The following is a 26288-nucleotide window of genomic DNA, read 5'->3' on the forward strand; positions in this document are numbered from 1 at the left end:
AAGGGCTTGCGTTTTTCAATAGAAATTACTTATTTGGGGCCTGTTTGCCGGGAATGTGTTAATTTCGCGCCGGTTTTATATATAGATAATATTTATCTTGGGTAAGTTACTATTCCATACCGCAACAAAAACTGACCAACGTGCGTTCCGGCTGTCGGGCAAGACTGTATGCTGGAATGCCAACCAAGAAGACGATAAAAATGTTTCAAATGAATTTTAATCTGACACAAATTCCAGAGCGTACGGCGAAACCGCGTAATTATGGCCTGACCATGGTAATGGACAAAGGTCTGAGCGTGCAGGAAGCGAAGAATTTCTTATCAATTTCGGCTCCGCACGTTGATATCTTAAAGCTGGGATTTGGTACATCATTCGTGACACCGAACCTGCGTGAAAAAATTGAGGTGTACCAGGCAGCTGGTATCCCGGTTTATTTCGGGGGTACTTTATTTGAAGCATTCCTTATCCGTAACCAGATCGACGATTTTATCAGCGTGATCAAGGATTATGGTATCAAGCATGTTGAGGTATCCGACGGTTCTATCACTATTCCTCATGCTGAAAAGTGTGGTTATATTGAAAAGCTGTCCAAAATCGCAACTGTACTGAGCGAAGTTGGTTCCAAAGACGCTGAGCACATTATTCCTCCTTATAAATGGATCGAGCTCATGAACGCTGAGCTGGGCGCTGGTGCCAGCTACGTGATTGCTGAAGCAAGAGAAAGCGGCAACGTGGGCATCTACCGCGGATCCGGCGAAGTAAGAGAAGGTCTGGTACAGGAAATCCTGACCCAGGTACCATCTGAAAAAATCATCTGGGAAGCTCCTCAGAAAGCGCAACAGCTGTACTTCCTGGAACTGATCGGTTGCAACGTGAACCTGGGTAACCTGGCTCCTTCCGAAGTAATTGCACTCGAAGCAATGAGAGTAGGTCTGAGAGGTGATACTTTCCACCTGTACTTAGATAAAGCATAATTAGTGATGAAGGTATATGGTCTGATAGGATATCCCCTGAGTCATTCTTTTTCAAAAGGTTTCTTTGCGGAAAAGTTTGCCAGAGAAGGTATCCAGGGATGTGTGTATGACAGTTTTTCCCTGCCGGCGATTACTGAACTGGAGCCACTGATGGCACAGTATGGCGAAGAGCTGCAGGGCCTGAATGTCACCATTCCTTATAAGGAAGCAGTGATTCCCTACCTGGATGAGCTGAGTCCTGCTGCAGCCAAAATGAAAGCGGTCAATTGTATCCGTTTCATCAATGGCCGTAAGATTGGTCATAATACCGATGCCATCGGCTTCAGGCGCTCCCTGGAACCCTTGCTGCAACCACATCACAACAAAGCACTGGTATTGGGTACCGGTGGCGCGGCCAAAGCTGTACAATTCGTGCTGGAAGCGCTGCACATCCCTTATCAGTTAGTAAGCCGGCAGGCAGGCGCAGGCACTATTCCTTACGAAGCTGTTACTGCCGGTATAATCGCGACACATACCCTGATCATCAATACAACGCCGCTGGGCATGTATCCCAATGTAGATGCAGCACCGGCATTGCCGTATGAAGGGTTGAATGAGCAACACCTGTTGTACGACCTGATTTATAACCCTGCCATCACCGCCTTCCTACAGAAAGGTGCCGACCGTGGGGCTACTATCAAAAACGGACATGAAATGCTGATTTTACAGGCAGAGGCTAGTTGGGAAATCTGGAATGAAAAAATTTAGATACTTCTTTAAAAGAAAAAAGCCGGCAATCATCTGATTGCCGGCTTTTTTTATGCATATTGGAATTATGCAGCCTTAATGGTGTAGTATACGCAGGTCGTAAAGAAATTGCGCACAAAAGGCACTGCCGCAACAGCGCCAAATTGTTTCCTGGGCTTAAGCCCGAATTTGTATTTGTAAATTGGATTGATCAGGTAAAACTGCTTCTTAGAAATCTGGTAGCCCTGTTTCTTCACAATCTTCTCAAATCTTTCGATCGAGATCCCTGTATCCTTTATTTCCATCAGTTCATCAATGATACCCTGAGGCTCACCAAAAGCACGCAGCAAACCTTTGTAGAGGAAGTTTGGCAGCAGGTGAATATATGGCATCATATTCAGCACCTTGTTTTGGCAGGTCTGCTGGTGGCCGCCATGCGGCATGTACCAGGGTGGAAAGCCAAAGTATACCTGTCCCCGTGGGGTGAGCAGGTTCTTCAGGTAGCCGATGATTTTCGACTGATCCGGAATGTGCTCTATGGCATCTTTGAGGATGATGAGGTCGAAAGAGTGTTTAAACTCTCCCAGGAAATCAACGTCATAAATATTCTTGTTGATCAGCTGCATTTGACCTGCATCTACATATTGCTTCAGGTATTGATGTCCCAGCGCAATTTTGTCGTCGGAGAGGTCTACACCCACACAATGACATCCTCTTTCCAGGAAAGGAATTAGTACGCCGCCTTCACCACAGCCGATTTCCATGATCCGGAGATCCGGCGTGATGGGCATCGCAGTCTCTATGAAAGGCAGTACGTAGTTTACGGAGTTATCAACTTGCTGCTGATACCTAACGTCTGCATTACCGTGTTGTATTAACGACATATGTTTTGAAAATTGTGTGAAAATAGTAAAATATCTTTGCGGCATGAACCAACAAGTAAAAAATAAATATGAAGAAGGACAGGTTATACTGATCAACAAGCCTTTGACCTGGACTTCTTTTGATGTGGTGCGTAAAATCAGGAATACAACGAAAGCTAAAACTGGTCATGCCGGCACGCTGGATCCGCTCGCTACCGGTCTGCTCATTTGCTGTACCGGCAAGATGACAAAGAAGATCAATGAGGTGCAGGCACAGGAAAAAGAATATACAGGTACATTTACCCTGGGTGCTGTGACACCTACCTATGACCTGGAATCGGAGCCGACAGATTTTAAACCACTGGATGCACTGACTCCGGAAATTATTCATGCAGCTACCCGGCAGTTCGTCGGGGAATTGCAGCAGTTGCCGCCTATTCACTCAGCCATTAAGCAGAATGGCAAACCTATTTATGAGCTGGCTCGCAAAGGGGTGGAAGTAAAGGTGGAACCTAGAAAAATCTTTATCAAAACTTTTGAGATTACTTCGATAGAGTTGCCGGTGGTGCATTTCAGGGTAGAATGTAGTACAGGGACCTATATCCGTTCACTGGCGAACGATTTTGGCGCGGCCTTAGGCGTAGGTGGGTATATGAGTAGCCTGTGCAGAACGAGGATAGGGGAGTTTAAGCTGGAAGATGCTTATATAATGGAGGATTTTATTGAGAAAGTAAAGAATGAGACATTATAAAACAGGAAAAAAACGCTTGCACCTGAGGTGTAAGCGTTTTTTTCCTGCTGTTTTATTGCTTTAGAACGGATACCCGATCGCCACATTCCAGATAATATTATTCCTTCTCCAGGATGAACTTCCCAGATCCCACTCGCTCAAATACCATCCATCCTTATTCCCTGTAAAATAAGGCACTTTCACCGGCACACCCCAATCCAGACGAATCAGGAAGAATGAAAAATCTAAGCGCAAACCAGCTCCCGTACCAATCGCCAGGTCATGATAAAGCTTACTCAGCCTGAATTCAGAACCAGCTCTCAGGGTATCTTTTTTCATCATCCAGATATTCCCCATATCCAGGAAAGTCGCGCCTTTCAGATTCACACTTCCGTTGAAAAGACGTAATAAGTCAAAACGATATTCAATGTTCCCTTCCAGCTTCATATCCCCCGTTTGATCCGGGAAGGTATTTGCAGTTGCGGAAGTATCTTTAAATGTACCGGGGCCTAATGTACGCAGTCTCCATGCACGGATACTGTTAGGGCCACCTGCTGTAAACTGGCGGATATAAGGCATTACATCTGACTTACTGTAAGGAATACCCACCCCGCCATAAATACGTGTTGCCAGCGTGGTATGCGGAGTCAGGTTCCAGTAATGACGGTAGTCGGCTTCGATTTTTATGAAGTTGGCAATCTCCATATTTGTCAGCGATTCCAGGTCATTTTTAGTCCCAAATGCTGTGCTCATCAAACTATTGATGCCATTCAGCCATGCACCGGATTCTTCGATGTTCGCCCTGAAATAAGAGTTATGCCGTTTGTGCAGCAGGTCATTGTTGCTATAAATGTAAGTCACGTTTTCCCCGCCTATGAATGCCGGCTCAAAGCTTCTTTTCAGGTACGGGTTGTTTTCCACGGTCGTTGCCCTGAAGGTAGGATTCAGGTTTACCCCTACATAGTTCAGGGCTATAGGATTCACTTTCCAGGCCTTGTAAGCGGACTCTTTCCACTCATAACCGAAAGATGCATTGATATTGGAAATATAGAATTTATCAGTACGTGTCAGGTAGTCGATACCCGCGGTGAGGCGGGTTTTAACCCCTGTACGGTTCGAAGCGATGTGGAAAGGCGTGATAAAGCGGGGGAAGATCAAGCTCACCTGTCCACCGATTTCCTGCGATTGCAGTACCCAGCTCCCCAGATTACGAATCAGTTCCAGACCGCCATTGAGGCTGACGTTCAGCTGAGTGGCAGAGCGGCCTACGTTCAGGTGTTTATAGTTCAGGCTGATACCGCTACCCAGCAGGTAGTCAGACGATGTACTCACCTCAAAGTTGGCTCCCAACTCCTGTCTGCGCTTAGGTGCCAGGAAGAGGTAGGTCTCCAGTGTATTAGGTTTCGTCTTGCTTTCCCTGAACTGCAGGGTTACGAACTGCCATGCACCCAGGTCATAAAGGTGGCTGATGGCATCATTGGTTTTCTGCTGGGAGTAGAGTTCTCCATTGTGCAGGCTGATGGAGCGCTGGATCACACTGGGTTTGAACATATTCTGGCGGTAGCGGATGATGAGGTCATTGCGTACCAGGCGCTTGAACAAAGTATCGTTAGTGTTACCGTAACTTGGATAATCAGGATATACATACACGCTATCCAGGTGATATTGCTGGTAGTGAGAACTGGAATCGTCCGGGTTCCTGATTTTCACAGCGATATCCATTTTCGGGTTATCCTGTCCTTTCTTTTCGTTGTATACATTGATGATCCCTTCAAAAGGGTTCATGAGGTTGCGGAAGAGGGTCTTGTGCAGGGTATCAATCTCAAATTCGATCGCATCCCTGTCAAATTTGTAGTAACCGGCATTTCGCACAATGCGCATAAGTCTTTCCCTTTCACTGCCCAGCAGCTCCTGTTTGTAAGACATGCCGGTTTTGATGAGGGAGAGCTTTTCGTTGTCCATGACCACTTTCAGGATATTGGTATCCGGTACCTCGTAGGTAATGCGGTTGATCACGAAGTTCTTGCCGGTATTGACATCGTAGGTTACGCTAGTCTTCTGGCGTTTGGTAGTTTCTTTGTAGTCAACGGTGGCGTAGAAGTAACCCTGGTTATTCAGGTAGCTCAACATCCTTTTTACCGATTCCCTGGTTTTTACAGAATCGTAAACGACAGGTTCCTCCAGGTTGCGCTTGGAGAGCATGAGGTTCCAGAACCAGTTGGATTTTTTCTCTTTATTTTTCTGGTTGTAGAGCCATACTTTGATGCGGGTACCGAGGAAGGAAGTATTGGCCTGCTGCATCATGAGCTGTTTGGAAGTAAGGGAGACGCGGAGATCCTGTTTTTCCATGGATGTTGCATCTCCTTTTACATTTACATTGCTCTGGATGTAGAGTTGCTGGTTTTTTTGCAGGTATTTAGTATTGGAACAGGCAGCCAGCACCAGTATGGTTATCGTTGAAAGAAGAAGATTCAGAAAGGGTGGCCGCTGCATCAAGTCAATACAATGTTTATTGTTTATAGCAAGAATTCCATGACGTACATAGAACCTTTACCTGTGTGGCTTTGCCGATTAAAAGAATTCATGTAGGTTTGGCCCTATGTTGTCAAAGGCGCAAATTAAGTATATTCAATCATTACAGCATAAAAAATACCGTCAAAAATCTGGCCAGTTCATTGCTGAAGGTGATAAGATCGTTCCTGAACTGATATCAGGGGGCATGGTGGTGAGAGAAGTATATGCTACGAAGGAGTGGATCAGCGGGCATGAACAGGTTTTGAGCGGCAGGGTACCTGTCATCGGGGTAGAGGCCCATGTTTTAAAACAGCTTTCTGCACTCACTACTCCCAATCAGGCCCTGGCCCTGGTGGATATTCCGCCGGCAGCACCCCTGGTACTGAAAGGCAGGGTATCTCTTGCACTGGAAACCATTCAGGACCCTGGCAATATGGGTACCCTGATCCGTATAGCCGACTGGTTCGGCATCAAACAGCTGATCTGCACACCTGATTGTGTAGATGTGTATAACCCTAAAACCATCCAGGCCACCATGGGTAGCATAGCCCGGGTCAATATCATTGAAACGGATCTCTTATCCTTATTGCAAAAAGAAGAAGTGCCTTCTTATGCTGCTACCCTGCAAGGAACGGATATTACCACATTTTCCAAACTGGCAGAAGGTATTATTTTGATTGGCAATGAGTCGAAGGGACTGAGTGATGCAGTGATTGCTGCTTCCACGCACAAGCTCACTATTCCAAGGCTGGGCGGCGCTGAATCGCTGAATGCCGGTGTGGCAGCAGGAATAATCTGTGGGAGATTGCTTATTTAAATTGTAATGCCTTGACTGGTGTGATCTTCCGTGTAACCATCGCCGGTATAGAAAGGATCAGGAGGCACACCGCAAATGTACCCATATTGATGAGGAGTACCTGCCACCAATGCAGGTCGATGGCGGCAGCGGACATATAATAACTCTCTTCGTCCAGCTTTATAAAGCCTGTTGTTTTTTGTAGTATCGCGACACCTACCCCCAGTATATCACCGATGATCAATCCGGCGAGCACGATATAAGCTGCCTGGTAGATAAAGATGTTTTGGATCCTGCTATTGCGCATCCCCAGGGCTTTGAGCACGCCCACCATATTCGTACGTTCGAGAATGAGGATCAGGATGGCCGTGATCATGTTGATAACTGCCACTATGGTCATGATGATGAGGATGATGGCTTCACTCTGATTTTGCAATGCCAGCCAGTCGAAGATATTGGGATAGATGTCCTTGATCGTGCGCAGAAAGAGCTTGTCAGGAATACCGTTCAGCGATGCCTCTGCAATCCTGTCCATCTTGTGGTAGTCGTCAATAAATACTTCATAACCGCCAATACTGCCGGCAGGCCAGTTATTCAGTTTGCGGATCAGTTCCAGGTCACCAATCACATAAGTTTTATCATATTCCTCCACCGCAGTTTTATAGATCCCCGTCACCTTGAGTTTCCTGGCCCTGGGAGGGAGACCAGCGCCCTGGATAAAATAGATGATCAGGGGATCATTCACTTTCAGTTGCAATTCCTTTGCCATGGTAGTGGAAATAATGATTTCCGGCGCATAACTGCTGTCGTTGAAGTGAATGATATTGCCGGATTGCATGAATTGCTGCAGGTGCGACCAGTTATAATGCCTGTCTACTCCCTTGAAGATCACGCCTGAGAGATCTTTCTCGCCCTTGATAATTGCTGATTTAGTAGCGTAGGCATTGACGGTATTGATGCCTTCTACATGTTTCAGGTATTTGACGATGTTGGAGTCTGAATCGAAAGGAATTTGTTCCGTGAGGGGACCAGCATTCGGCTGGTATTGGTTGATGTGCATATGTCCCCAGAAACTAAAGATCTTCTGCTGGATAGTCTGTTGAAAACCGTTTACCAATGCGATGGCCAGGATCATAACAGCTACGCTGATAGCGGTAGCTACCACGGCAATGTTGATGATGAACCTGGAAAAAGAGCCGGACCGGTTGAAAGCGATCCTTTTCGCAATGAATGAAGATAAACGCATGAGACAAATGTATCAATTTTTTGGATGGGGGAAAGGGGGATTTGCCGCTAGCCGGGGAAAAGGTCGTACCTTAACAATACCATATTAGATAAGTTATGATGATAAAGCCCTACTTCTGTATACCTGTAATCGGGCTGCTGTTATTCTTTTTACCGGCAGTAGCACAGGACAACACCTACGGACCTGGTCACATTTACTACAACAATATCAGATCTGTAAAGCTGAATCAGTCCGGAGACCAGACAGCCTTTCCTGTTATCTCCCTGAATGGAGGTGATGCTGTGGATCTGTCATTTGATGACCTGGATGCGGATGTAAAAGACTACTATTATACATTGCAATTGTGTAATTATGACTGGACACCGGTGAATATCAATCAGCTGGAGTACCTGAGAGGATTTTCCGAGAACAGGATTACGAGTTATAAATTTTCCAGTGTAGCACTGGTGAGATATACACATTATACGGCTTCTTTTCCCAATGCCAACTGTATGCCGATCAAGGCAGGTAATTACCTGTTGAAGGTGTACCTGGACAGCGATACCTCGCAGCTGGCATTTACAAAGCGATTGCTGGTGGTGAGTAATAAGGGGGGATTGAGTGGGGTGATCCAGCAACCGGTATCGCCGAAGGTGTTCAAGACAAATCAGAAGGTAAATTTTGTAGTAAGTACTGGTGGGCTAAATGTGGTAAATCCTTTTGATCAGCTGAAGGTGGTGATCCTGCAGAACTACAGGTGGGATTTCCCTATCATCAATCCTAAGCCGATGTTTATAAAGGGAAATACGATTGAATATAATGCAGAAATGGATTGCCAGTTTCCGGCAGGGAAGGAGTGGAGATGGATTGATCTGAGGAGTTTCCGCCTGCAGACGGAGCGGGTAAAGCGTTCAGAATATCATAAGGATGGAACGGATGTATATGTGCTGCCTGATTATCCGAGGGGTAATACGATGTATTCTTATGTGAAGGATTATAACGGGATGTACTTTTTAGCAACGATTGATAATTATGATCCATTTTATGAGGGGGATTATGCCACGGTGCATTTTAATTATCCTGCACCGGAGCCGTATGCGGGGTATGATTTGTACCTGATAGGAGAGATGACGAATTATGAGTATAATGATGGGAGTAAGATGGTGTATAATCCGCAGACGAGGGCTTATGAAGGGACGATGTTTTTGAAGCAGGGATTTTATAATTATGAATATGCGTTGTTAGATACGAGGGATCCGGATGCGGTGCCGGTTACGACGGAGACAGAAGGGGATTGGTGGGAAACGGAAAATAGTTATACGATCCTGTTGTATTATAGAGATCTGGGAGGGAGGTATGATGAGCTGGTGTCTACTGTTACATTGAATTCGAAGCTTAACAGATAAACAAAAACGCTTACACCTAAGGTGTAAGCGTTTTTGTTTAGGGCGTTTACTGCACGGTCTGTCTTAGTTTCACAATATTCGCGGCCCCTCTCTTTATAATAATTCTCGTACCTCTATCATAAGTAAAATACCGGTAAAACCAGTTTGTAAATACCACCAGCTTGTTCCTGAATCCCAATAAGCTCATCAGGTGCACCAGCATCCATACGATCCATGCAAAGTATCCGCTGATCTTCATTCCGAAGAATTCTGCAATCGCTTTGTTCCGGCCAATGGTCGCCATACTGCCGAGGTCCTTATACTTAAACGGCTTGATCGCAGATGGTTGTCCTTTCGCAATTAAACGGATATTGTGTGCCACATTCACACCCTGCTGAATCGCTACCTGTGCTACCATTGGATAGCCTTTAGGAAAGCGTTCCGGATCGTTTATCATCTGAGCGATATCACCTACGGCATAGATATTTTCATAACCTTTCACCTGGTTGTATTCATTCACTATGATACGGCTTCCGGGAGCAATGATATCTGTTGGAATACCGTTCACAGGCACACCTTTTACACCTGCTGCCCAGAGCAGTGATTTACTCTTTAATTTTTCTCCATTGCTGAGGGTGAGGGTTTCACCGTCATACTCTTTTACGAAGGTATTGAGGATGACATTCACACCCAGTTTGTGTAATCCGTCCAACGCTTTTTGAGAAGACTGTTCACTAAAGCCGTTCAGCACGCGTGGGCTACCTTCTATCAGGTATATTTTCATCAGTGATACCGGCAGTTCGGGGTAATCTTTCGGCATAATGTACTTGCGCAATTCCGCGAAAGCGCCAGCCAGTTCTACGCCTGTAGGACCTCCGCCTACCATTACGAAGTTCAGTTTAGCCTGAATTTCTTCAGCATCATTCAGCAGCAGACTTTCCTCAAATTGTTTGATAACATAATTACGGATCTGTACTGCTTCGATGAGGGATTTCATGCCAATAGCATGTTCCTCAACGGCTTTGTTGCCAAAGTAATTGGTGGTACTTCCGGTAGCGAAGATCAGGTAATCGTAGTGCAGTTCGCCAATACCGGTTTCCAGGATATTTTCGGCGGGGCGTACGCCTGTTACTTCCGCCATCCGGAAGTAGAAGTTTTTCTGGTGCTTGAAGATGCCGCGTAGTGGGAAGGCAATGCTATCAGTTTCCAGGCCGGCAGTAGATACCTGGTATAGTAAAGGCTGAAATAAGTGATAATTGTTTCTGTCGAGTAGCACTACCTGTACAGGGGCTCCTTTCAACTGTTTAGCTAGATTAATACCTCCAAAACCTCCTCCAACAATCACAACACGGGGTAATCCTATTTCCGGAACATTCGGCTGAATCATAAAAACATCATTTAGCGATCAATGAATTATAGAAGAGAAATAGCATGCCAATTGGGTTGGCAAGTGTTTTTAAACGCCGGAGTTTATAAATGCATATCAAAGTTATAAAACTTTCAGAAAAAAATGAAAGTTTAGGAGAGGAATTTGGAGATAGATTATAAAATTGATTTGTGGGCCTGGCAGCACACTTAAGCGGGCGGGAAAAGGGATTTATTATTGGCAAAAGGCCTTACAGCTGGTTGCAAAAAAAATCCCCGATGTATTGCTACACCGGGGAATATATACCATCTAAAAGTATACTACATTTTCTTAGCGTCCTCCAGGAACTTAGCCAGGCCGATGTCAGTGAGTGGGTGCTTCAGCAGGCCCAGGATTGAATCGAGCGGGCAGGTACAGATATCAGCACCGGCTTCAGCACATTTTACGATGTGGAGGGCGTTGCGGATACTTGCAGCGAGGATTTCGGTTTTGAAACCCTGAATGCTATAGATCTGAGCGATCTGAGCGATCAGTTCTACACCATCCCATGCGGAATCATCGATACGACCGATGAATGGGGATACGAAAGTAGCACCGGCTTTAGCTGCCAGGATAGCCTGACCTGCGGAGAATACCAGTGTACAGTTAGTTTTAATACCGTTGTCAGTAAAATATTTCAGTGCTTTCACACCGTCTTTGATCATTGGCACTTTCACCACGATGTTGGGGTGGATAGCGGCCAGTTTCTTACCTTCTTCGATAATGGATTTGAAATCAGTGGAAAGTACTTCCGCACTGATAGGGCCGTCTACGAGTTCGCAGATGTCTGCGTAATGTTTCAGGATATTAGCTTCACCTTTGATACCTTCTTTTGCCATCAGGGAAGGGTTGGTGGTTACGCCGTCGAGTACACCCAGGTCGTGCGCTTCTTTGATCTGTGCCAGATTCGCTGTATCTATGAAGAATTTCATGGTGAAATGTATTTAGTATGATTTTGTAATTAATTCAACGAAGTAAGTTATGCAACAATTAACACATTGTCAAGCATAAAGTATTGCAAATATAGACCCATACAGGTATATATGAATCTGAAATTTGAAATCAATAAATAAAAAGCTGAAGATTAATTGGGTCATACCACACAGGCCATTCGTATGAAGAGAATAGTGCAATCAGCTATTGACGAGCGCCTGATGACCTGGAATAAAAGATAAAAAAAAAAGGCAAGGTACTTACATCGCACCGCTACAACCGCCTACCCTTGCTACATTCCTGTCCTGGGGGAGTTCAGCAGGAGCTGGTCGTATAAGCCTTGCCGGCTGCAAATGTAGGACAATTGCATGAACTTCCAAACATATTTTAAAAGTTTCTATGAAAATCTTAAAAAATGCAGTATTTTGGAGAATATAAAATTAAGGTTCGGGACGAAATTGTCGATGTAGCATTATGTTTGAGACTCACCTATTCAGCATTTGAATCCAGTAAACGTTTATGAGTATCCCTATCCGGTATTTTTTAAAAAAATATTACACATATTTATATATTTTTTAAAAAGAATATTTATTTTGTTAAAAATTAACCTTTCACCTAAAAATTAATTTAACCTCATGGATCCAGTTTACAGCGATGGCCCAGGTGCCATATTTGCTATGTTTGGCATTGGTTTTTTCATAACCATGTTAGCATTTGGCGTTTTTGCAATCATTTGCCAATGGAAAGTCTATGAAAAAGCAGGACAACCAGGTTGGGCAGTACTCGTACCTATTTATAACTTACTGGTGCTCTTCAAAATCATGGGTAAACCATGGACCTGGATATTCCTTGTTTATACACCAGCTGCTATCGTTGGTATTTTCATTGTCTGGATCAGTGGCTCTCTGGCACTGGCCCGGAATTTTGGAAAGAGTTCCGGTTTTGCAGTCGGCCTCATGTTCCTCCCGATCATTTTCTATGCGATCATTGCATTTGACAAAACCATCCGTTACAGGGGACCTAACGGCGATGATCAAACGCTGGACACCCAGATTGAAAGCATCGGTAAGCCTGCATTCTAATCGTTTTTTGTTGTTTTTTTGCCATATTGATCTGCTGCCGGTTGCTCACAGGACCGGCAGTTTCTTTTTAAATCAACATTGTTATGTATAATACGACTAAGGGGGATTTTCTGAAAGAGTTCGATGAAGTGGTTGTTCCTCCATCCGTAGACAAGGGGGTCAGACTTGCAAATTATTTAATTGACTATATTCTCTCCTATCTTTTCGGGTTCCTCGTAGCCCTTTGCCTGGTGCTGTCTGTCTCTGCTATTAATCCATACTTCGGTACCAGGTTGCTGGACGATGAAGGGACGCTGAATCTCCTGGGCTACCTGTTCTTTTTAGGCATCAGACCGCTTTATTATGTATTGCTGGAGGGTTTGACCAAGGGACGTACTGTCGGAAAACTGGTCACCGCTACAGTGGCGATCCGTACTGACGGGAAGCCGCTGGAATGGGGAAATGTTTTTGCCAGAGCCTATTCCCGCATCGTACCTTTTGAAACATTTTCTGGTTTGGGCCAGGCACCATGGCATGATCAGTGGTCAAATACCACTGTTGTTTATAAGGCTGATTTAATGACTTTGTAATTTTACCGGGTAGTATAGTAATTGTAATCGTTGAGTACGGTCTCCAGGAACTGGAAGTGGCCCATTTCTGTCTCGATTCCCAATACTTCTTTCACCCTTTCAGCAACCCGGGCTATCAGGTCCTGGTTGCCGGATTTGATGGCCTGGTCCATTAAGGTTTTGATCTTGTTCATATCTCTGTCAGAGAGGCGAAGGATCTGGGGGAAATGAGGTTCGTAATTCAGGGAAGACATATCCCTGTAAATGGTATCCTGGATACTGGTTTTGTTTTTGGTATTGACTACAATAGTGCCGGCCACCACATCGCCCAGGCGCTGGTCATAACGGGAACGGATCATGGTAATGATAGGCACAGCACCATTCAGAAAGAATATTCCCCATGGTGCTTCCAGCAATCGAAACAACCAGCGGATCAGGTGCTGACTGATGCTTGGCTTACTACCATTCAGACTCCTGACTTTGATGCCGAGCATCATTTTGCCGGGAGATTGCCCATTCATCGTAATTTCGAACAATAAATAATACAAAGAAATGGGGAGGGCACAAAAGAGAATGTACATCACAGTTGCTGTATTGCCGGCAAGATGCATCCTGCTGAACGTCACATAGATGGCAATGCCGAATGCTATCCTGATCAGGAGATCAATGATCCAGGCGAGAAACCGCACCAGGATGTTGGCAGTTTCAAATTCCAGCTCTATATTGAAGGATGTAGGTATTTTTACATTAGCCATGTACAAATTTACTAATTAATGTATATGTTTGTTATAATGGATAACCCATGCGTGAAACTACTTTTATAAAGAAAAATTTACCCCGCTGGAAACAATACCAGGAGGAACCAACCGAGGATCCGGATGAAATGGCTGCAAGGTTTACCAGTTTGCTGGATGACCTGGCATATGCCAAAACATTCTACAGTTTCAGCAAGGTCACAGGGTATATCAATAGTATGGCGGCGGACATTTACCAGCGGATCTATGGGAACCGCCAGGAAAAAGATGCCCGTTTCCTGAAATTCTTTGCTTATGAGTTGCCCCTGATCTTTCGTAAATATCATCGATTATTATTATTCACCGCTATATTTTTTCTGTTATTCTGTATCATGAGTGCATTTTCAGCTGCCCGTGACGAAACTTTTGTAAGAGGCGTACTGGGCGATGAATATGTGAGCATGACAGAAAGAAATATCAGTAACGGCGACCCCTTTGGTGTGTATGGTAATGGGAATGAGTTGGTTATGTTCCTTGAGATTGCTTACAACAATATTTATGTTGCCTTTCTGTGTTTTGTGGGCGGTGCCTTTATGGGGATCGGTACCTTATATCTCCTGATGAAAAATGGGGTGATGCTGGGTGCTTTTCAATATTACTTTTTTGCCAAAGGGTTGGGACTAAAATCAGTGCTGGTGATCTGGATTCACGGTACACTGGAAATTTCTGCGATTGTCATTGCTGGTACTGCTGGCCTTGTAATGATCAGTGGCCTGATCTTTCCGGGTACCCGGAAGCGCCTGGATGCACTGAAAAAAACAGCCAGAGATGCAGTCAAAATGTTAATCTGCCTGATCCCGGTATTTCTCACTGCCGCATTCCTGGAAGGGTTTGTAACAAGACATACCAAAATGCCCATGGCTGCGAGCATCAGTATCCTGGCATTGTCATTGGCATTTATAGTAGGTTATTTCGTGGTATACCCTATCATTGTATACCGCAGTGGATTCAGACTGGATGAAGCCGGCAAAGTTATAAAACCCGTGAAATGAGGGAAGGATTGAAAGCATTATTAATCGTACTCCTGCTCTTGCCCTGTAGCTTGTATGCACAGGAAATAGACCTGGATTCAACAAGTCTGGAAGAAGCCGTTATTCCAACTGTAACAGCGGATATTGATACCGCGGTAGAACTCTCCGCAGCACCTTACCTCTACGACGAGGCGGTTCCAATGGATGCAGATACTGTAGATGACTATGACGAGGCTTCTGCATTACTGATCAGGAAAGTACCTGCGGATGTAAGAGATAAGTTCAGTAAAGACAAAAAGCTGGTATATCACCAGCGTCCTCATAAAAAAACTGAAGAAATCGATTATAAATGGTTAAATCTGATTATTGTGGGGATTATGTATTTCTTCAAATTCTTCTGGTGGTTGATTGTGCTCCTGATCCTGGCAGTGATGGGAGTGGCTGTTTTTGTGTACCTCCGCAGAAACGGTTATGTGTTTAAGAGAGGTACATCAGAGACTGTAAAAGAAGAGGTGCAGCTGGCAGATGTGGATCATGATGCCATTGCATATGAATCCGCGATCCAGCAGGCTATTGCAGAAGGTAAGCTCAGGCTGGCTGTGCGCCTCATGTACCTGCAGGTGATAAGGGTACTGGCTGATAAGGAAATCATTGAATACAGTAAAGAGAAAACAAATGCTGCTTACCTGCGCAGTTTGTCGCAGACCCAATGGCATAAACCCTTTGCAAGGCTGACTGTAGATTACGAATATATATGGTACGGTGAAGTGCCCGTGAATGGTGAACAATTCAGTACAATTCAGGGGCAGTTCAAACAATTTCTGAACGAATTAGGCTATATCCGGTGAAAAGAACGATTGGAATAATCATCGCTGCAGTGTTCATACTATTATTTCTCACAATAATAATAGCTACCAATTTGCAGTCGCTTTCAATGTCTGAAGACCTGCGTCTGGATATACAAACATTCTCTTATAAGGATAAAGATCCGGGCGGATGTTATGTTATGTTCGAGTCACTGCCATCCTTGTATGATGGCGGTCATCCCAGTGTTGTATCCAAACCATTTGCTGCCAGTACAAAAAAAGATGTGAACCTGCGTAGTGGTGAGGGTATTATTTATTACCTGATCACAAGAAGGTTGTTTACTACTGTGGAAGATGTGGATGCTATGATCGAATTTGTAAACAGGGGCAACCAGTTATTTGTCGCAGCGGTTGACATGGACAGTATTCTCATCAGCCGTTTATATACAAAGGTGTCTGATGAATATTCTTCCAACATCTTTGCAAAGACACGCGCGGAAGAACATTTTGTAAACCCTGCACTGGCACCTGATACCGTGTATGCAAGAGACTCAATAGCAGACGGTCGTTACTTCACACTCCTCGATACGGTAAGAACAACGATCCTGGGTACAGACAGCAGGCACAGGGCAAACTTTATAAGAATCAATGTAGGTAAGGGACAGGTCTTTTTGTTACTGCAACCTTCCGTGTTGACGAACTACTTCCTGATGTATAAAAAAAACCTCAGCTTCCTGGAGAAAGCAGCGGGTTATACCTACGGATATTCTTCTGTATACTGGGATGAATTTTATAAGTATAACCAGCGTCCGCGGAAGGGGGAATTCAGTGAATGGAGTGTGCTGATGCGCTATCCTGCATTGCGCTGGGCATTGTGGCTGATGGTCTTGTTATTGTTGCTCTATGCGCTGTTCGAAAGTAAAAGAAGACAAAGGATTGTTCCTGACAAAGTAGTGTTGACGAATAACTCACTGGAGTTCGTAGAAGCGTTGGGGCAGTTGTATTATCAGCAGCATGACAACGTTAACCTGGCCAGGAAGATCACGCTGCAATGGCAGGAGTTTATCCGCACAAAATATTACCTGAATACAAATAACATGGACGATGAGTTTATACATCGTTTATCACATAAGGCAGGGGTGCCGCTGAAAGATGTAGAAGCGATTATTGACAGTATACACTTTATACTGGTGGCGGATAAAATTTCAGATGCATCCCTGAAGGATTTTTACAGTAAAATACAGGCGTTTTATTTAAATACTAAATAATGGAGGAAACTACATTTCATCCCCGTACAGATTTTTTTGCATTGCACCAGGGTGTAGCTGCTATACGGGAACAGATAGCAAAAGTAATTATCGGTCAGCATGAAATGGTGGACCTGCTCATCACTGGTTTGTTGACACAGGGACATGTATTGATCGAAGGTGTACCGGGTGTAGCAAAGACACTGACAGCAAAGCTGCTGGCCAGGTGTATCGATGCGGATTTTTCCAGGTTACAGTTTACGCCCGATATTATGCCTGCAGACGTGTTGGGTACCTCCGTATTCAACCCGGAAACAAGAAATTTTGAATATAAGCGTGGCCCGGTTTTCAGCAACCTGGTACTGATTGATGAAATCAACCGTGCCCCTGCAAAGACGCAGGCAGGCCTGTTCGAAGTGATGGAAGAAAGGCAGATTACCAACGATGGCATCACGCATCCCCTGCCGGCACCATTCATGGTAGTCGCTACCCAGAACCCGATTGAGCAGGAAGGTACTTATCGCCTGCCGGAAGCACAGCTGGACCGTTTCCTCTTTAAGATCGAAGTGAAGTATCCTTCATTGAATGAGGAGATCACCATGCTGCATGCCATGCACCAGTTCAACGGGCTGACTGATCTTACAAAGATGGTGGATAAGGTGGTGACTGCGAGCCAGATCATCGAATTCCAGGCACTGGTAAGAAGAGTACATATCGAAGATAAGCTCTTGCATTACATTGCTGCCCTGACACAGGAAACCCGTGTGAATGCTTCTCTCTACCTGGGTGCATCTCCACGTGCTTCTATTGCAGTCATGAATTGTGCAAAAGCTACTGCGGCCATCAACAACCGTGATTTTGTGACGCCGGATGATATTGTGAACATGCTGCCACATGTATTGCGTCACCGTATCATGCTGACTCCTGAGCGGGAAATGGAAGGCATCACTACCGATGAAGTGATCGCCCAGATCATCAAAGCTGTAGAAGTACCGAGGTAATATGAAGAAAACATATCTGGCATTATTCTTTACTACCCGCCTGTATACGATGATCGGTGCACTGGCACTGTTTTTTATACTGGCTTATTTTTTCCCGCTGCTCTATCCGATCGCCTTGTTCCTCGTAGCGGGGCTGGGATTATTGTTGCTCGTGGATCTGTTTTTCCTGTTTACAGCAGGCAAAGATCCTTTTCCTGTCACGAGGGTCATGTCGCAGCGTTTCAGTAATGGAGATGATAATACGGTGAGTCTGCACGTGAAGAACAATTTTCGTTTTCCCGTATTCGTGACCCTGCTGGATGAGTTACCTTTTCAGTTTCAGCTGAGAGATTTCAGGTTGAAAACGGTCGTGAAACCGGGAGAAGCGAAGGTGGTGGAATATACACTACGCCCGGTAGAACGGGGGGAGTACCAGTTTGGTTATACCAATGTCTTTGTTAAGAGTCCCATTGGTTTGGTACAGCGGCGTATAGTGAAAGAGAATGAAGAAGCCGTAAAAGTATATCCTTCCTTTTTGCAGTTACGCAATTATGAGTTGTATACATTCGAAGACCGTGCGGGTGAAATGGGGGTACATAGGAAGAAGATGATCGGCCAGAGTATGGAGTTTGATCATATCAAGGAATATGTGCGCGGGGATGATGTGAGAAGGGTAAACTGGAAGGCCACTGCCCGCAGGGGTGCACTAATGACGAATAATTATGTGGAAGAGAAATCGCAGCAGATTTATTGTGTGATTGATAAGGGCAGGGCGATGAAGATGCCTTTTGATGGCATGACATTGCTGGATTACGCGGTGAATTCCTCATTGGTGTTCAGCAATATTGCCTTGCAGAAAGGTGATAAGGCCGGCCTGGTGACGTTGATGGAACAGCAGGTGGATGTATTGCCTGCCAGCAGTAAGAAAGTGCAGCTGAATAAAATTCTTGATACCCTGTATGCCCAGGAAACGCAGTGGCAGGAGAGTGATTATGAGAAACTGGTCATTACCCTGCGCAGTCATTTCAACCAGCGTTCCCTGCTCGTGTTGTTTACAAATTTTGAGTCATTGTCGGCCCTGCATAGACAGCTGCCTTACTTACGCCGCCTCTCAAAGTATCATTTGCTGCTGGTGGTGTTTTTTGAGAATACGGAATTAAAGAAGATTACCCAGGATACGGCTACCACAGTCGAAGACATTTACAGGCAGGTGATTGCACAGAAATTTGCATATGAGAAGAAGCAGATGGTGCGTGAACTGGCGCAGTTTGGGATCCTATCCCTGTTGACTACGCCGCAGCAGTTAAGTCTGCACCTGATCAACAAATACCTGGAGCTGAAATCACGCTCACTCATTTAATTTTTTTACCGGAATGGTGGTGAGTGCCTTCAGGCGCTCATCATTTTTGTATGTAGCAGTTGCATTGATGGATTGTATGTTGGTTTCGTTGTTGTTAATCAGCAGGTCCTGCCCTAATAATTTACCCTCACTTACTTCGAAGCTCACGGTGCTGGTGTCCAGCGGGAAGATCTTCCCTGAGCTATAGATTCCTTCTACATTCAGATAATAGTGGAAACCCCGTTTCAGGCTGTCGGCATAATGATGAAATCTAATGCTGTCCAGTTTTGGGAGCGATATGTCTGCAGTCATAGACTGGGGGATGTCGGCGGTGGTGATGGTCAGCTGGACGGTGTAGTGCTGGCTGATCAGGGCTTTCCTGTCCAGTAAGAGGTATCCATTCTGGAAGCTGCCGCTACTGGGTACTACTTTGATGCGGTTCCAGTTGTAATTGCCACGGAGGAAACCGGAGGTACTTCTTACTTCGCCGTTGGCGTAGGCGAACTGGATGCCGATGGGAATTTTGTTATAGAGTTCGGGCAGGGCATTGGAGTCGTAAACGGCTTTGATGGATTTGACTTCCTTTTGCTGGCCGGCGGCCAGGGTGCTGATACAGGTAAATAAGATGCTGAGGAGTGATTTCATGGGAGAAAGGTATAAAAAATCGTTCCAAATCGCTGGGGGGCGATAGTCTTTCGATGGTGAATCTTGTATACCAACCTAACATCAAAAGGTTACTATAAGGTCACCTCAATATCCCAGGGATAATGAAGTGACCTTATAGTGACCTTATAGTGATCTATTAGATACGAAGAAGTACCGAAGCTTAATTGAATAAGCTTCCTTGTCAAGGTGGACTTGAGGTGGACTTAAGCTAGGCTCAGGAAATAAATGAATTGATTATCAGAGGTTTGCCCGAATCGCTTTTCCGGCATCCAGGGTGAGTTGGGTTTCGGTGATCAATTTATGTATAATTTCTTCAATAGGGCTGATTTCTTTTACGAGTTCTACGCTTTGGCCGGCGGACCATAATTGTTGATAGTTACCGGGTTTTACGGCTTGTTCCAGTTTTTTCATGCCTCTGAGCTGCACGAGCATTTTGAAGTATTTGCGGGTACGGGTGTTGTTGTTGAGGAGTTTCTCGAACCAGTTTTGTTTGTAACCGATTTTCCGGGCGGTAGGGGTATTGATGATATTGCAGGGGGTACCGGAGAGGCGTTCGGTGAGGACGATATCGTCCATGCCATATTGGAGGATGGCGTTTTTGTATTCATCGCTCACGGAGGCTTCCTGGCTGGCGATGAAGCGGGTACCGATGGATACGCCGTCGGCACCGAGCAGGAGGGCGCTGGCTATCTGCTTACCGTGGGCGATGCCACCGGCGGCTACGAGAATTTTGCCGGGGAAGTGTTCCTGCAGGGAGGGTACGAGTACGTGCATGGGATAGGGGCCTGCATGGCCACCGGCACCGGCGGTAACGGCGATAAAGCCATCGCAGCCTGCCTGGGCGGCTTTTTCGGCATGGGCCAGGTTGGTCACATCGCAGAGTACAGTAGCGCCGTAGCTGTGGGCGGCGGCAATGACTTCTTTAGGGCTGCCCAGGGAGGTAATGTAGAGGGGCACTTTGGCATCGGCGCAGACCTGGAGGTGTTTGGAGTATAGTGGGTTTGTCTTTTGAACGATGAGGTTCACGCCATAGGTACCCTGGGGGCATTGCTGGCGGTGCAGGTTCAGGCGGTCGAGCACGTCTTTCAGTTCACCTTCGCGGCGGTAATTGAGGGAGGGAAAGGTGCCGGCGATACCCTGCTGCATAGCGGATCTGACCATAGCTTCGTTACTTACCAGAAACATGGGGGCCATGATCACCGGGTATCGGATGGCCAGGGTTGAGGTTAATTTCATACGTGCGATTTTATTGGCTTAACCGACTGTTTTCTGCCGTGCGACGTATTTACCCAGGATATCGAATTCCAGGTTGATGATACTGCCGGCATGGACAGCTGATATATTGGTATGTTCGTAGGTATATGGAATGACAGCGATGCTGAATTCGGTGTTGGTCACGTTGAAAACAGTGAGGCTGATACCATTGAGGCAGATGGACCCTTTTTCCACGATGAGGCCGGCGAACTGTTCAGGGAAGCGGAAGCGGTATTCCCAGCTACCATTTTGCGGGGTGCAGGAAAGGCATTCGCCGGTAGCGTCTACGTGTCCCTGTACGATGTGTCCGTCAATGCGGCCATTGAAGAGCATGGCTCTTTCCAGGTTTACCAGCTGACCAGGGGTCAGGAGGCCGATATTGCTCTTTTGGAGGGTTTCTGCAACGGCTACGATCTGGTATTGATCGTTGTCAATGTGGGTAACTGTGAGGCAAACCCCATTGTGGGCGATGCTTTGGTCTACTTTCAATTCCGGAGTGAGGGAGGAGCGAACGGTGATAACCATGTTGCTGCCTTCCTGCCTGGTAGTAATAACTTCGCCTAGTGATTCTATTATTCCTGTAAACATGGAACGAAATTATGGAAAAAAAGGGAGGTGGGAGCTGACGCAGGGCACTCATAAAATTCAAAGTTTAGTTTGTTTTTTTTGAATTAAATGGTTTATCTTTGCCTTCCTGAAAAAAAGAGGTATTTATTATGTTAATTATCGATTCTAAAGATTGCGAAAATATTGACAAGGCGCTCAAGAAGTACAAAAAGAAATTTGAGAAAGCGCGTATCCTGTTACAGCTGAGAAGTCGTCAATCTTTCACAAAACCTTCTGTTAAGCGTCGTACTGAAGTACTGAAAGCTGTTTACAAACAGCAGTTGGCTTCTGGTAAGCTGGATGCTTAATATCTGATTTACGGATAATTCCAACGCAAAATATGTGATGATTGTAAGGTTTTCGTAACTTTACAATCATCAATTTTTTTGTGTTGAGCGAAGTATTACCCCCGGTAGTAGACCGTTTCCTGGCTTATATACAGCTTGAAAAGCGCTATTCAGCGCATACATTTGCTGCTTACCAGCAGGATCTTATCCAGTTTTTCACCTTTTTATATACACAATATGGCGATGTGTCCTTATCAGGCATATCGCATTCGCATGTCCGTACCTGGCTGGCAGGCCTTATGGAGGAGGGGATGATAGCGAAGACTGTTAACCGGAAAGTTTCCACGCTCAAATCGTTTTTCAAATATGCATTGCGGCAGGGGGAAGTGACACATACCCCTATGACAAAAGTGACGGCGCCTAAGGTGGGTAGCCGCTTACCTGGTTTTATAGATGAAAAGGGAATGCAGGCGGTGGAGGACAACAGGAGTTTGCGGGCCGGTGGGGTACCTATATTTTCGGATACGCTGAAGGGGTTTACGCACAGGATGATTTTTGAGTTGTTGTATCATACAGGCATTCGTTTGTCGGAACTGATAACATTGAAGGAGACCTATGTTGATTTAGGGCGATTGAGCATCAAAGTATTGGGGAAGGGTAATAAGGAGCGTGTTATACCGATAAGTCCGCTTTTGGCGGCTCAAATCAGGGAATACAGGGAATATAAGAGGCGGGAGCTGGCGGAATTTGATATGGAAGTGTTACTCGTAAATCCGGAATCCGGTCGTAAATTATATCCAAAGTATGTATACAATGTGGTGCGGCATTATCTCTCAGCTCACCAGATTACCACGATCAGTCAGAAAAGTCCGCATACGCTGCGGCACACGTTTGCAACACATTTAATGAATAACGGGGCGGACCTGAATGCGGTGAAGGAGTTGCTGGGCCATGCAAGCCTGGCTTCTACGCAGGTGTATACGCATAATACGATAGAGAAATTGAAGGAAGCGTACAAGAAGGCGCACCCGAAGGGGTAGGTTGTTTGTCGCTTTCCGGATCTTATGCGGGCCTGCATCTTTGGGCAAAGGCAAATTCATTTCTTTTTATAAGAAATTTTCCTGCATTTATATATTAACAAAATATTACTAAATGGTTATGATAATAACCACTTAATTCACTAAATTAGTAATGAGTTCTTTGTATGTTGTTTTTCATTAGTCAGTACACTCTCATGCCATTAAAAAAAATTGATTGAAAGCCTATGACGTAATGTTACGAGCATGTACAAGATTGTTATAACTAAAAAAAATTTAGTGCTATGAACGTTCAAATTCAAACTGTGCATTTTGATGCGGATTCCAAATTGATTGATCATGTGAGCAAAAAAATCGCAAAGCTCAACACTTTTTACGATCGGATCATCAGTGTGGAAGTTTTCTTAAAGTTGGATGGAATAGCCCATCAAATCAAGGATAAAGTAGCCGAAATAAAAGTGCACATTCCGCGCCAGGACTTATTTGTAAAGCACGAAAGCAAATCCTTCGAAGAATCCTTTGACCTCGCCTTTGACTCCGTCGTTAACCAGATCAAACGTACTAAGGAGAAAAAATTTCAGTAAAACCTTAAAAATATTTTGGAATTAATAATCTGTTTACTACCTTTGCCATCCCGAAACAAAAAAGGGATCGGGCAAAGGTAGTAAAGTTCTTTACTGTAGGGCATTTAAGCCTAAACGATCAGGTACTAAAAAAAGTACGAGTGCTGAAAAAAAAGATTTTGAAAGTTACAAAATACTATTATTTTTGCACCCTCTTAAGACAGCGACTAAGCAGCTCACAAAGCAACGAAAGAAGCACTTAAGATAAGTACACCAGATATAATACTTGGTATGCCAGCATAGCTCAGTTGGCCAGAGCTACTGATTTGTAATCAGTGGGTCGGGGGTTCGAATCCCTCTGCTGGCTCCGGAGGAAATCCGAAGCAAACAAAAACAAAGTAAGTCCCGCAACGGATGAAGAGGTTTGTGGAAGTTTTTCAGGAGTAAAGAATGGGCAGGTTCCAGAGCGGCCAAATGGGGCGGACTGTAAATCCGCTGACTACGTCTTCACAGGTTCGAATCCTGTCCTGCCCACAAAGTGCAAATGTTCCGCCTTTGCCTAATAGCAATGGCGGAACAGTTTTGTTAAGAAGAAGAGCTGAAGTGTGAGAGCGCCATAACAATTAAAGAGTTCTTTCTGATATTATTTTAACAAATGCGGGAGTAGCTCAGTTGGTAGAGCGACAGCCTTCCAAGCTGTAGGTCGCGGGTTCGAACCTCGTCTCCCGCTCATAGTTAATTACGATTTGCTTCGTGATAACCTTGGGCGGAAAGTTTTGCAGAAGTATTACACTGGTTCCGTTCAGGTGAAAAATCTCCAAAGCTTTATGAATATTGTTCGTCGTTCAAACTGGTTTCGCAGGGAACCGGAGGATTGGTGGGCGATATAAGTTCTTTAAAAGTAATTAGTATGCTGTTGTAGCTCAGGGGTAGAGCACTTCCTTGGTAAGGAAGAGGTCGAGAGTTCAATTCTCTTCAACAGCTCAAACGGATTCATTCGAAAGTCCGGAATCCAACATTTCGTTGTAGCTCAGTGGAAGAGCGGTTTCCGGTAACTGTGCCGGTAATGGTCATGAGTTCAATTCTCATCAACGGTACAAGTTTGTAAAACCGTTTTAACAAAACACAATCAATACAATCTTTACAAACCATCTAAAAAAAATACAATGGCAAAAGAAACCTTTAAGCGGGATAAACCCCACGTAAACATTGGTACCATCGGCCACGTTGACCACGGTAAAACTACCTTAACTGCTGCCATTACAAATATTTTGGCAAGCAAGGGTCTGGCTGAGAAGAAAGGATATGATGAGATTGATGCTGCACCTGAAGAAAAAGAAAGAGGTATTACCATCAACACTGCACACGTAGAATACCAGACTGCTAATCGTCACTATGCTCACGTTGACTGTCCAGGTCACGCTGACTATGTGAAGAACATGATCACTGGTGCTGCGCAGATGGACGGTGCTATCCTGGTGGTTGCTGCTACAGATGGTCCGATGCCACAAACTAAAGAACACATCCTGCTCGCTCGTCAGGTAGGTGTACCTCGTATCGTTGTTTTCATGAACAAAGTTGACCTGGTAGACGATCCTGAACTGCTGGAACTGGTAGAACTGGAAATCCGCGAGCTGCTGAGCAAATATAACTACGATGGTGACAACACTCCAATCATCAAGGGTTCCGCTACAGGCGCTCTGGCTGGTGAAGAGAAATGGGTTGCTGCTGTAGATGAGCTGATGGCTGCTGTAGATGAATACATTCCTCTGCCTCCTCGTCCGGTTGATCTGCCGTTCCTGATGTCTGTAGAAGACGTATTCTCTATCACAGGTCGTGGTACCGTTGCTACCGGTCGTATCGAACGTGGTAAAATCAAAGTTGGTGAACCAGTTGAAATCGTTGGTCTGATCGAAAAGCCACTGACTTCTACTTGTACCGGTGTTGAAATGTTCAAGAAACTGCTCGACGAAGGTGAAGCTGGTGACAACGCTGGTCTGCTGCTGCGTGGTATTGAAAAGAAAGATATCCGTCGTGGTATGGTTATCACTAAACCAGGTACTATCACTCCGCACACCGAATTCAAATGTGAAGTATACGTACTGAGCAAAGAAGAAGGTGGTCGTCACACTCCATTCTTCCAGAAGTATCGCCCTCAGTTCTACTTCCGTACTACGGACGTAACTGGTGAGGTTGAACTGCCAGCTGGTGTTGAAATGGTTATGCCTGGTGATAACATCGGTCTGACTGTTAAACTGATCGCTCCAATCGCTATGGAAAAAGGTCTGAAATTCGCTATCCGCGAAGGTGGACGTACCGTAGGTGCTGGTCAGGTTACTGAAATCGTTAAGTAATCACTTTTTTCAGCATAAAAGCCATTAGCAATTCGCAAATTGCTAGCCGCTAATCAGATTTTTTAGTAAATTCGGTTTCGGTCTGAAATAAGCAAACTGCTAATGGCTTTATACACGGGCATAGTTCAATGGTAGAATAGAGGTCTCCAAAACCTTTGATCAGGGTTCGAATCCTTGTGCCCGTGCAGTGTAAAATTGGTGAA

25 protein-coding genes, 5 tRNA genes, 1 other RNA gene and 1 pseudogene are annotated in these 26288 nt (G+C 45.1%); 22 read left to right on the forward strand and 10 right to left on the reverse strand.

What is annotated here, in order from left to right:
* Window positions 1–209: 209 nt before the first annotated feature.
* Together DXN04_RS01135 and DXN04_RS01140 are read left to right on the forward strand one after the other, a co-directional pair.
* Window positions 210–974: a phosphosulfolactate synthase gene (locus DXN04_RS01135; protein WP_116851478.1), complete on the forward strand. Its 765-nt coding sequence runs from the start codon at window positions 210–212 to the stop codon at window positions 972–974.
* A 6-nt stretch (window positions 975–980) separates the two neighbouring features.
* A complete protein-coding gene (locus DXN04_RS01140) occupies window positions 981–1721 on the forward strand; it encodes a shikimate dehydrogenase family protein (protein WP_116851479.1) in 741 nt (246 codons plus the stop codon).
* Window positions 1722–1786: 65 nt separating this feature from the next.
* Here DXN04_RS01140 and DXN04_RS01145 read toward each other — a convergent pair whose 3' ends face one another.
* On the reverse strand, window positions 1787–2584 hold the full coding sequence (locus DXN04_RS01145; RefSeq protein ID WP_116852391.1) for a class I SAM-dependent methyltransferase: 798 nt from the start codon (window positions 2582–2584) through the stop codon (window positions 1787–1789).
* A 43-nt stretch (window positions 2585–2627) separates the two neighbouring features.
* Here DXN04_RS01145 and truB point away from each other — a divergent pair, with 43 nt between their 5' ends.
* On the forward strand, window positions 2628–3314 hold the full coding sequence (gene truB / locus DXN04_RS01150; RefSeq protein ID WP_116851480.1) for a tRNA pseudouridine(55) synthase TruB: 687 nt from the start codon (window positions 2628–2630) through the stop codon (window positions 3312–3314).
* A 60-nt stretch (window positions 3315–3374) separates the two neighbouring features.
* On the opposite strand, the gene tamL is transcribed toward truB, so the two are convergent.
* Window positions 3375–5786 (reverse strand): translocation and assembly module lipoprotein TamL, encoded by a 2412-nt coding sequence (gene tamL, locus DXN04_RS01155; RefSeq protein WP_116851481.1) that lies wholly within the window; start codon window positions 5784–5786, stop codon window positions 3375–3377.
* 106 nt (window positions 5787–5892) lie between these two features.
* Between tamL and DXN04_RS01160 the strand changes: the two genes are divergently transcribed.
* Window positions 5893–6624 (forward strand): TrmH family RNA methyltransferase, encoded by a 732-nt coding sequence (locus tag DXN04_RS01160; RefSeq protein ID WP_116851482.1) that lies wholly within the window; start codon window positions 5893–5895, stop codon window positions 6622–6624.
* Here DXN04_RS01160 and DXN04_RS01165 read toward each other — a convergent pair.
* Window positions 6617–7849 (reverse strand): ABC transporter permease, encoded by a 1233-nt coding sequence (locus DXN04_RS01165; protein ID WP_116851483.1) that lies wholly within the window; start codon window positions 7847–7849, stop codon window positions 6617–6619. The two genes, DXN04_RS01160 and DXN04_RS01165, sit on opposite strands and share 8 nt — an antisense overlap.
* Window positions 7850–7944: 95 nt before the next feature.
* Here DXN04_RS01165 and DXN04_RS01170 point away from each other — a divergent pair, with 95 nt between their 5' ends.
* Window positions 7945–9234: a type IX secretion system plug protein gene (locus DXN04_RS01170; protein WP_116851484.1), complete on the forward strand. Its 1290-nt coding sequence runs from the start codon at window positions 7945–7947 to the stop codon at window positions 9232–9234.
* A 46-nt stretch (window positions 9235–9280) separates the two neighbouring features.
* Here the strand turns inward: DXN04_RS01170 and DXN04_RS01175 are convergent, their stop codons facing one another.
* The 3 genes from DXN04_RS01175 to ffs form a co-directional block, all read right to left on the reverse strand.
* Window positions 9281–10600, reverse strand: coding sequence for an NAD(P)/FAD-dependent oxidoreductase (locus tag DXN04_RS01175; RefSeq protein ID WP_116851485.1), 1320 nt, complete (start codon window positions 10598–10600; stop codon window positions 9281–9283).
* A 299-nt stretch (window positions 10601–10899) separates the two neighbouring features.
* On the reverse strand, window positions 10900–11550 hold the full coding sequence (gene fsa / locus DXN04_RS01180; RefSeq protein WP_116851486.1) for a fructose-6-phosphate aldolase: 651 nt from the start codon (window positions 11548–11550) through the stop codon (window positions 10900–10902).
* A gap of 247 nt (window positions 11551–11797) precedes the next feature.
* Window positions 11798–11897, reverse strand: an RNA gene (ffs, locus tag DXN04_RS01185) — signal recognition particle sRNA small type.
* Window positions 11898–12186: 289 nt separating this feature from the next.
* Here ffs and DXN04_RS01190 point away from each other — a divergent pair.
* The gene (locus tag DXN04_RS01190; protein WP_116851487.1) at window positions 12187–12633 is read left to right on the forward strand and encodes a DUF5684 domain-containing protein; all 447 of its coding nucleotides are present in this window, start codon (window positions 12187–12189) and stop codon (window positions 12631–12633) included.
* Window positions 12634–12716: 83 nt separating this feature from the next.
* Entirely contained in the window at window positions 12717–13202 is a 486-nt protein-coding gene (locus DXN04_RS01195) for an RDD family protein (protein WP_116851488.1), read from the forward strand.
* A gap of 2 nt (window positions 13203–13204) precedes the next feature.
* Here DXN04_RS01195 and DXN04_RS01200 read toward each other — a convergent pair whose 3' ends face one another.
* On the reverse strand, window positions 13205–13936 hold the full coding sequence (locus DXN04_RS01200) for an RDD family protein (RefSeq protein WP_116851489.1): 732 nt from the start codon (window positions 13934–13936) through the stop codon (window positions 13205–13207).
* A 47-nt stretch (window positions 13937–13983) separates the two neighbouring features.
* Here DXN04_RS01200 and DXN04_RS01205 point away from each other — a divergent pair, with 47 nt between their 5' ends.
* From DXN04_RS01205 to DXN04_RS01225, 5 genes are all read left to right on the forward strand, one after another.
* Window positions 13984–14967 (forward strand): stage II sporulation protein M, encoded by a 984-nt coding sequence (locus DXN04_RS01205; protein WP_116851490.1) that lies wholly within the window; start codon window positions 13984–13986, stop codon window positions 14965–14967.
* Entirely contained in the window at window positions 14964–15794 is an 831-nt protein-coding gene (locus tag DXN04_RS01210; RefSeq protein WP_116851491.1) for a DUF4129 domain-containing protein, read from the forward strand. Before DXN04_RS01205 ends, DXN04_RS01210 begins: the two co-directional genes overlap by 4 nt.
* 86 nt (window positions 15795–15880) lie before the next feature.
* A complete protein-coding gene (locus tag DXN04_RS01215; RefSeq protein WP_116851492.1) occupies window positions 15881–17020 on the forward strand; it encodes a DUF4350 domain-containing protein in 1140 nt (379 codons plus the stop codon).
* Complete coding sequence (locus DXN04_RS01220) at window positions 17020–18000, forward strand: AAA family ATPase (protein WP_116851493.1); 981 nt, start codon at window positions 17020–17022, stop codon at window positions 17998–18000. The genes DXN04_RS01215 and DXN04_RS01220 overlap by 1 nt, the downstream gene beginning before the upstream one ends.
* Window position 18001: 1 nt before the next feature.
* Window positions 18002–19339, forward strand: coding sequence for a DUF58 domain-containing protein (locus DXN04_RS01225; RefSeq protein ID WP_116851494.1), 1338 nt, complete (start codon window positions 18002–18004; stop codon window positions 19337–19339).
* On the opposite strand, the gene DXN04_RS01230 is transcribed toward DXN04_RS01225, so the two are convergent.
* The 3 genes from DXN04_RS01230 to DXN04_RS01240 form a co-directional block, all read right to left on the reverse strand.
* On the reverse strand, window positions 19328–19963 hold the full coding sequence (locus tag DXN04_RS01230; RefSeq protein ID WP_116851495.1) for a hypothetical protein: 636 nt from the start codon (window positions 19961–19963) through the stop codon (window positions 19328–19330). The two genes, DXN04_RS01225 and DXN04_RS01230, sit on opposite strands and share 12 nt — an antisense overlap.
* A gap of 258 nt (window positions 19964–20221) precedes the next feature.
* Window positions 20222–21220, reverse strand: a complete 999-nt coding sequence (locus DXN04_RS01235; RefSeq protein WP_116851496.1) for an NAD(P)H-dependent flavin oxidoreductase — start codon at window positions 21218–21220, stop codon at window positions 20222–20224.
* Window positions 21221–21238: 18 nt separating this feature from the next.
* Entirely contained in the window at window positions 21239–21826 is a 588-nt protein-coding gene (locus DXN04_RS01240; RefSeq protein ID WP_116851497.1) for a riboflavin synthase, read from the reverse strand.
* Window positions 21827–21954: 128 nt separating this feature from the next.
* Between DXN04_RS01240 and rpsU the strand changes: the two genes are divergently transcribed.
* The 10 genes and pseudogenes from rpsU (at window position 21955) to DXN04_RS01290 (ending at window position 26270) form a co-directional block, all read left to right on the forward strand.
* A complete protein-coding gene (gene rpsU, locus DXN04_RS01245; protein WP_116851498.1) occupies window positions 21955–22152 on the forward strand; it encodes a 30S ribosomal protein S21 in 198 nt (65 codons plus the stop codon).
* Between the two features lie 80 nt (window positions 22153–22232).
* The gene (locus DXN04_RS01250; RefSeq protein WP_394337833.1) at window positions 22233–23171 is read left to right on the forward strand and encodes a tyrosine-type recombinase/integrase; all 939 of its coding nucleotides are present in this window, start codon (window positions 22233–22235) and stop codon (window positions 23169–23171) included.
* Window positions 23172–23452: 281 nt separating this feature from the next.
* Window positions 23453–23752 carry a ribosome hibernation-promoting factor, HPF/YfiA family gene (hpf, locus tag DXN04_RS01255; RefSeq protein WP_116851500.1) on the forward strand — a complete coding sequence of 100 codons (300 nt, stop codon included), beginning with the start codon at window positions 23453–23455 and terminating at the stop codon, window positions 23750–23752.
* A gap of 272 nt (window positions 23753–24024) precedes the next feature.
* Window positions 24025–24098 (forward strand) — tRNA-Thr (locus DXN04_RS01260).
* 85 nt (window positions 24099–24183) lie between these two features.
* A tRNA-Tyr gene (locus DXN04_RS01265) sits at window positions 24184–24265 on the forward strand.
* 123 nt (window positions 24266–24388) lie between these two features.
* Window positions 24389–24461: transfer RNA gene (locus DXN04_RS01270), tRNA-Gly, on the forward strand.
* A gap of 182 nt (window positions 24462–24643) precedes the next feature.
* Window positions 24644–24715, forward strand: a tRNA-Thr gene (locus DXN04_RS01275).
* A 37-nt stretch (window positions 24716–24752) separates the two neighbouring features.
* Window positions 24753–24828, forward strand: a pseudogene (locus DXN04_RS01280).
* Window positions 24829–24897: 69 nt separating this feature from the next.
* Window positions 24898–26085 carry an elongation factor Tu gene (gene tuf, locus DXN04_RS01285; RefSeq protein ID WP_116851501.1) on the forward strand — a complete coding sequence of 396 codons (1188 nt, stop codon included), beginning with the start codon at window positions 24898–24900 and terminating at the stop codon, window positions 26083–26085.
* Between the two features lie 114 nt (window positions 26086–26199).
* Window positions 26200–26270 (forward strand) — tRNA-Trp (locus DXN04_RS01290).
* Window positions 26271–26288: the final 18 nt, after the last annotated feature.

It is taken from the genome of Chitinophaga silvisoli (assembly GCF_003412465.1).
GTDB classification, from domain to species: Bacteria; Bacteroidota; Bacteroidia; order Chitinophagales; family Chitinophagaceae; genus Chitinophaga; species Chitinophaga silvisoli.

Coding starts and splice junctions, on each gene's coding strand:
- DXN04_RS01210 (WP_116851491.1), top strand. CDS start 14,964: ATGAGGGAAGGATTGAAAGCATTATTAATCGTACTCCTGCTCTTGCCC.
- DXN04_RS01160 (WP_116851482.1), top strand. CDS start 5,893: ATGTTGTCAAAGGCGCAAATTAAGTATATTCAATCATTACAGCATAAA.
- DXN04_RS01140 (WP_116851479.1), top strand. CDS start 981: ATGAAGGTATATGGTCTGATAGGATATCCCCTGAGTCATTCTTTTTCA.
- hpf (WP_116851500.1), top strand. CDS start 23,453: ATGAACGTTCAAATTCAAACTGTGCATTTTGATGCGGATTCCAAATTG.
- tuf (WP_116851501.1), top strand. CDS start 24,898: ATGGCAAAAGAAACCTTTAAGCGGGATAAACCCCACGTAAACATTGGT.
- DXN04_RS01165 (WP_116851483.1), bottom strand. CDS start 7,849: ATGCGTTTATCTTCATTCATTGCGAAAAGGATCGCTTTCAACCGGTCC.
- DXN04_RS01170 (WP_116851484.1), top strand. CDS start 7,945: ATGATGATAAAGCCCTACTTCTGTATACCTGTAATCGGGCTGCTGTTA.
- DXN04_RS01225 (WP_116851494.1), top strand. CDS start 18,002: ATGAAGAAAACATATCTGGCATTATTCTTTACTACCCGCCTGTATACG.
- DXN04_RS01145 (WP_116852391.1), bottom strand. CDS start 2,584: ATGTCGTTAATACAACACGGTAATGCAGACGTTAGGTATCAGCAGCAA.
- tamL (WP_116851481.1), bottom strand. CDS start 5,786: ATGCAGCGGCCACCCTTTCTGAATCTTCTTCTTTCAACGATAACCATA.
- DXN04_RS01240 (WP_116851497.1), bottom strand. CDS start 21,826: ATGTTTACAGGAATAATAGAATCACTAGGCGAAGTTATTACTACCAGG.
- DXN04_RS01195 (WP_116851488.1), top strand. CDS start 12,717: ATGTATAATACGACTAAGGGGGATTTTCTGAAAGAGTTCGATGAAGTG.
- DXN04_RS01220 (WP_116851493.1), top strand. CDS start 17,020: ATGGAGGAAACTACATTTCATCCCCGTACAGATTTTTTTGCATTGCAC.
- DXN04_RS01215 (WP_116851492.1), top strand. CDS start 15,881: ATGTCTGAAGACCTGCGTCTGGATATACAAACATTCTCTTATAAGGAT.
- DXN04_RS01230 (WP_116851495.1), bottom strand. CDS start 19,963: ATGAAATCACTCCTCAGCATCTTATTTACCTGTATCAGCACCCTGGCC.
- fsa (WP_116851486.1), bottom strand. CDS start 11,550: ATGAAATTCTTCATAGATACAGCGAATCTGGCACAGATCAAAGAAGCG.
- DXN04_RS01135 (WP_116851478.1), top strand. CDS start 210: ATGAATTTTAATCTGACACAAATTCCAGAGCGTACGGCGAAACCGCGT.
- truB (WP_116851480.1), top strand. CDS start 2,628: ATGAACCAACAAGTAAAAAATAAATATGAAGAAGGACAGGTTATACTG.
- DXN04_RS01175 (WP_116851485.1), bottom strand. CDS start 10,600: ATGATTCAGCCGAATGTTCCGGAAATAGGATTACCCCGTGTTGTGATT.
- DXN04_RS01205 (WP_116851490.1), top strand. CDS start 13,984: ATGCGTGAAACTACTTTTATAAAGAAAAATTTACCCCGCTGGAAACAA.
- DXN04_RS01235 (WP_116851496.1), bottom strand. CDS start 21,220: ATGAAATTAACCTCAACCCTGGCCATCCGATACCCGGTGATCATGGCC.
- DXN04_RS01200 (WP_116851489.1), bottom strand. CDS start 13,936: ATGGCTAATGTAAAAATACCTACATCCTTCAATATAGAGCTGGAATTT.
- DXN04_RS01190 (WP_116851487.1), top strand. CDS start 12,187: ATGGATCCAGTTTACAGCGATGGCCCAGGTGCCATATTTGCTATGTTT.
- rpsU (WP_116851498.1), top strand. CDS start 21,955: ATGTTAATTATCGATTCTAAAGATTGCGAAAATATTGACAAGGCGCTC.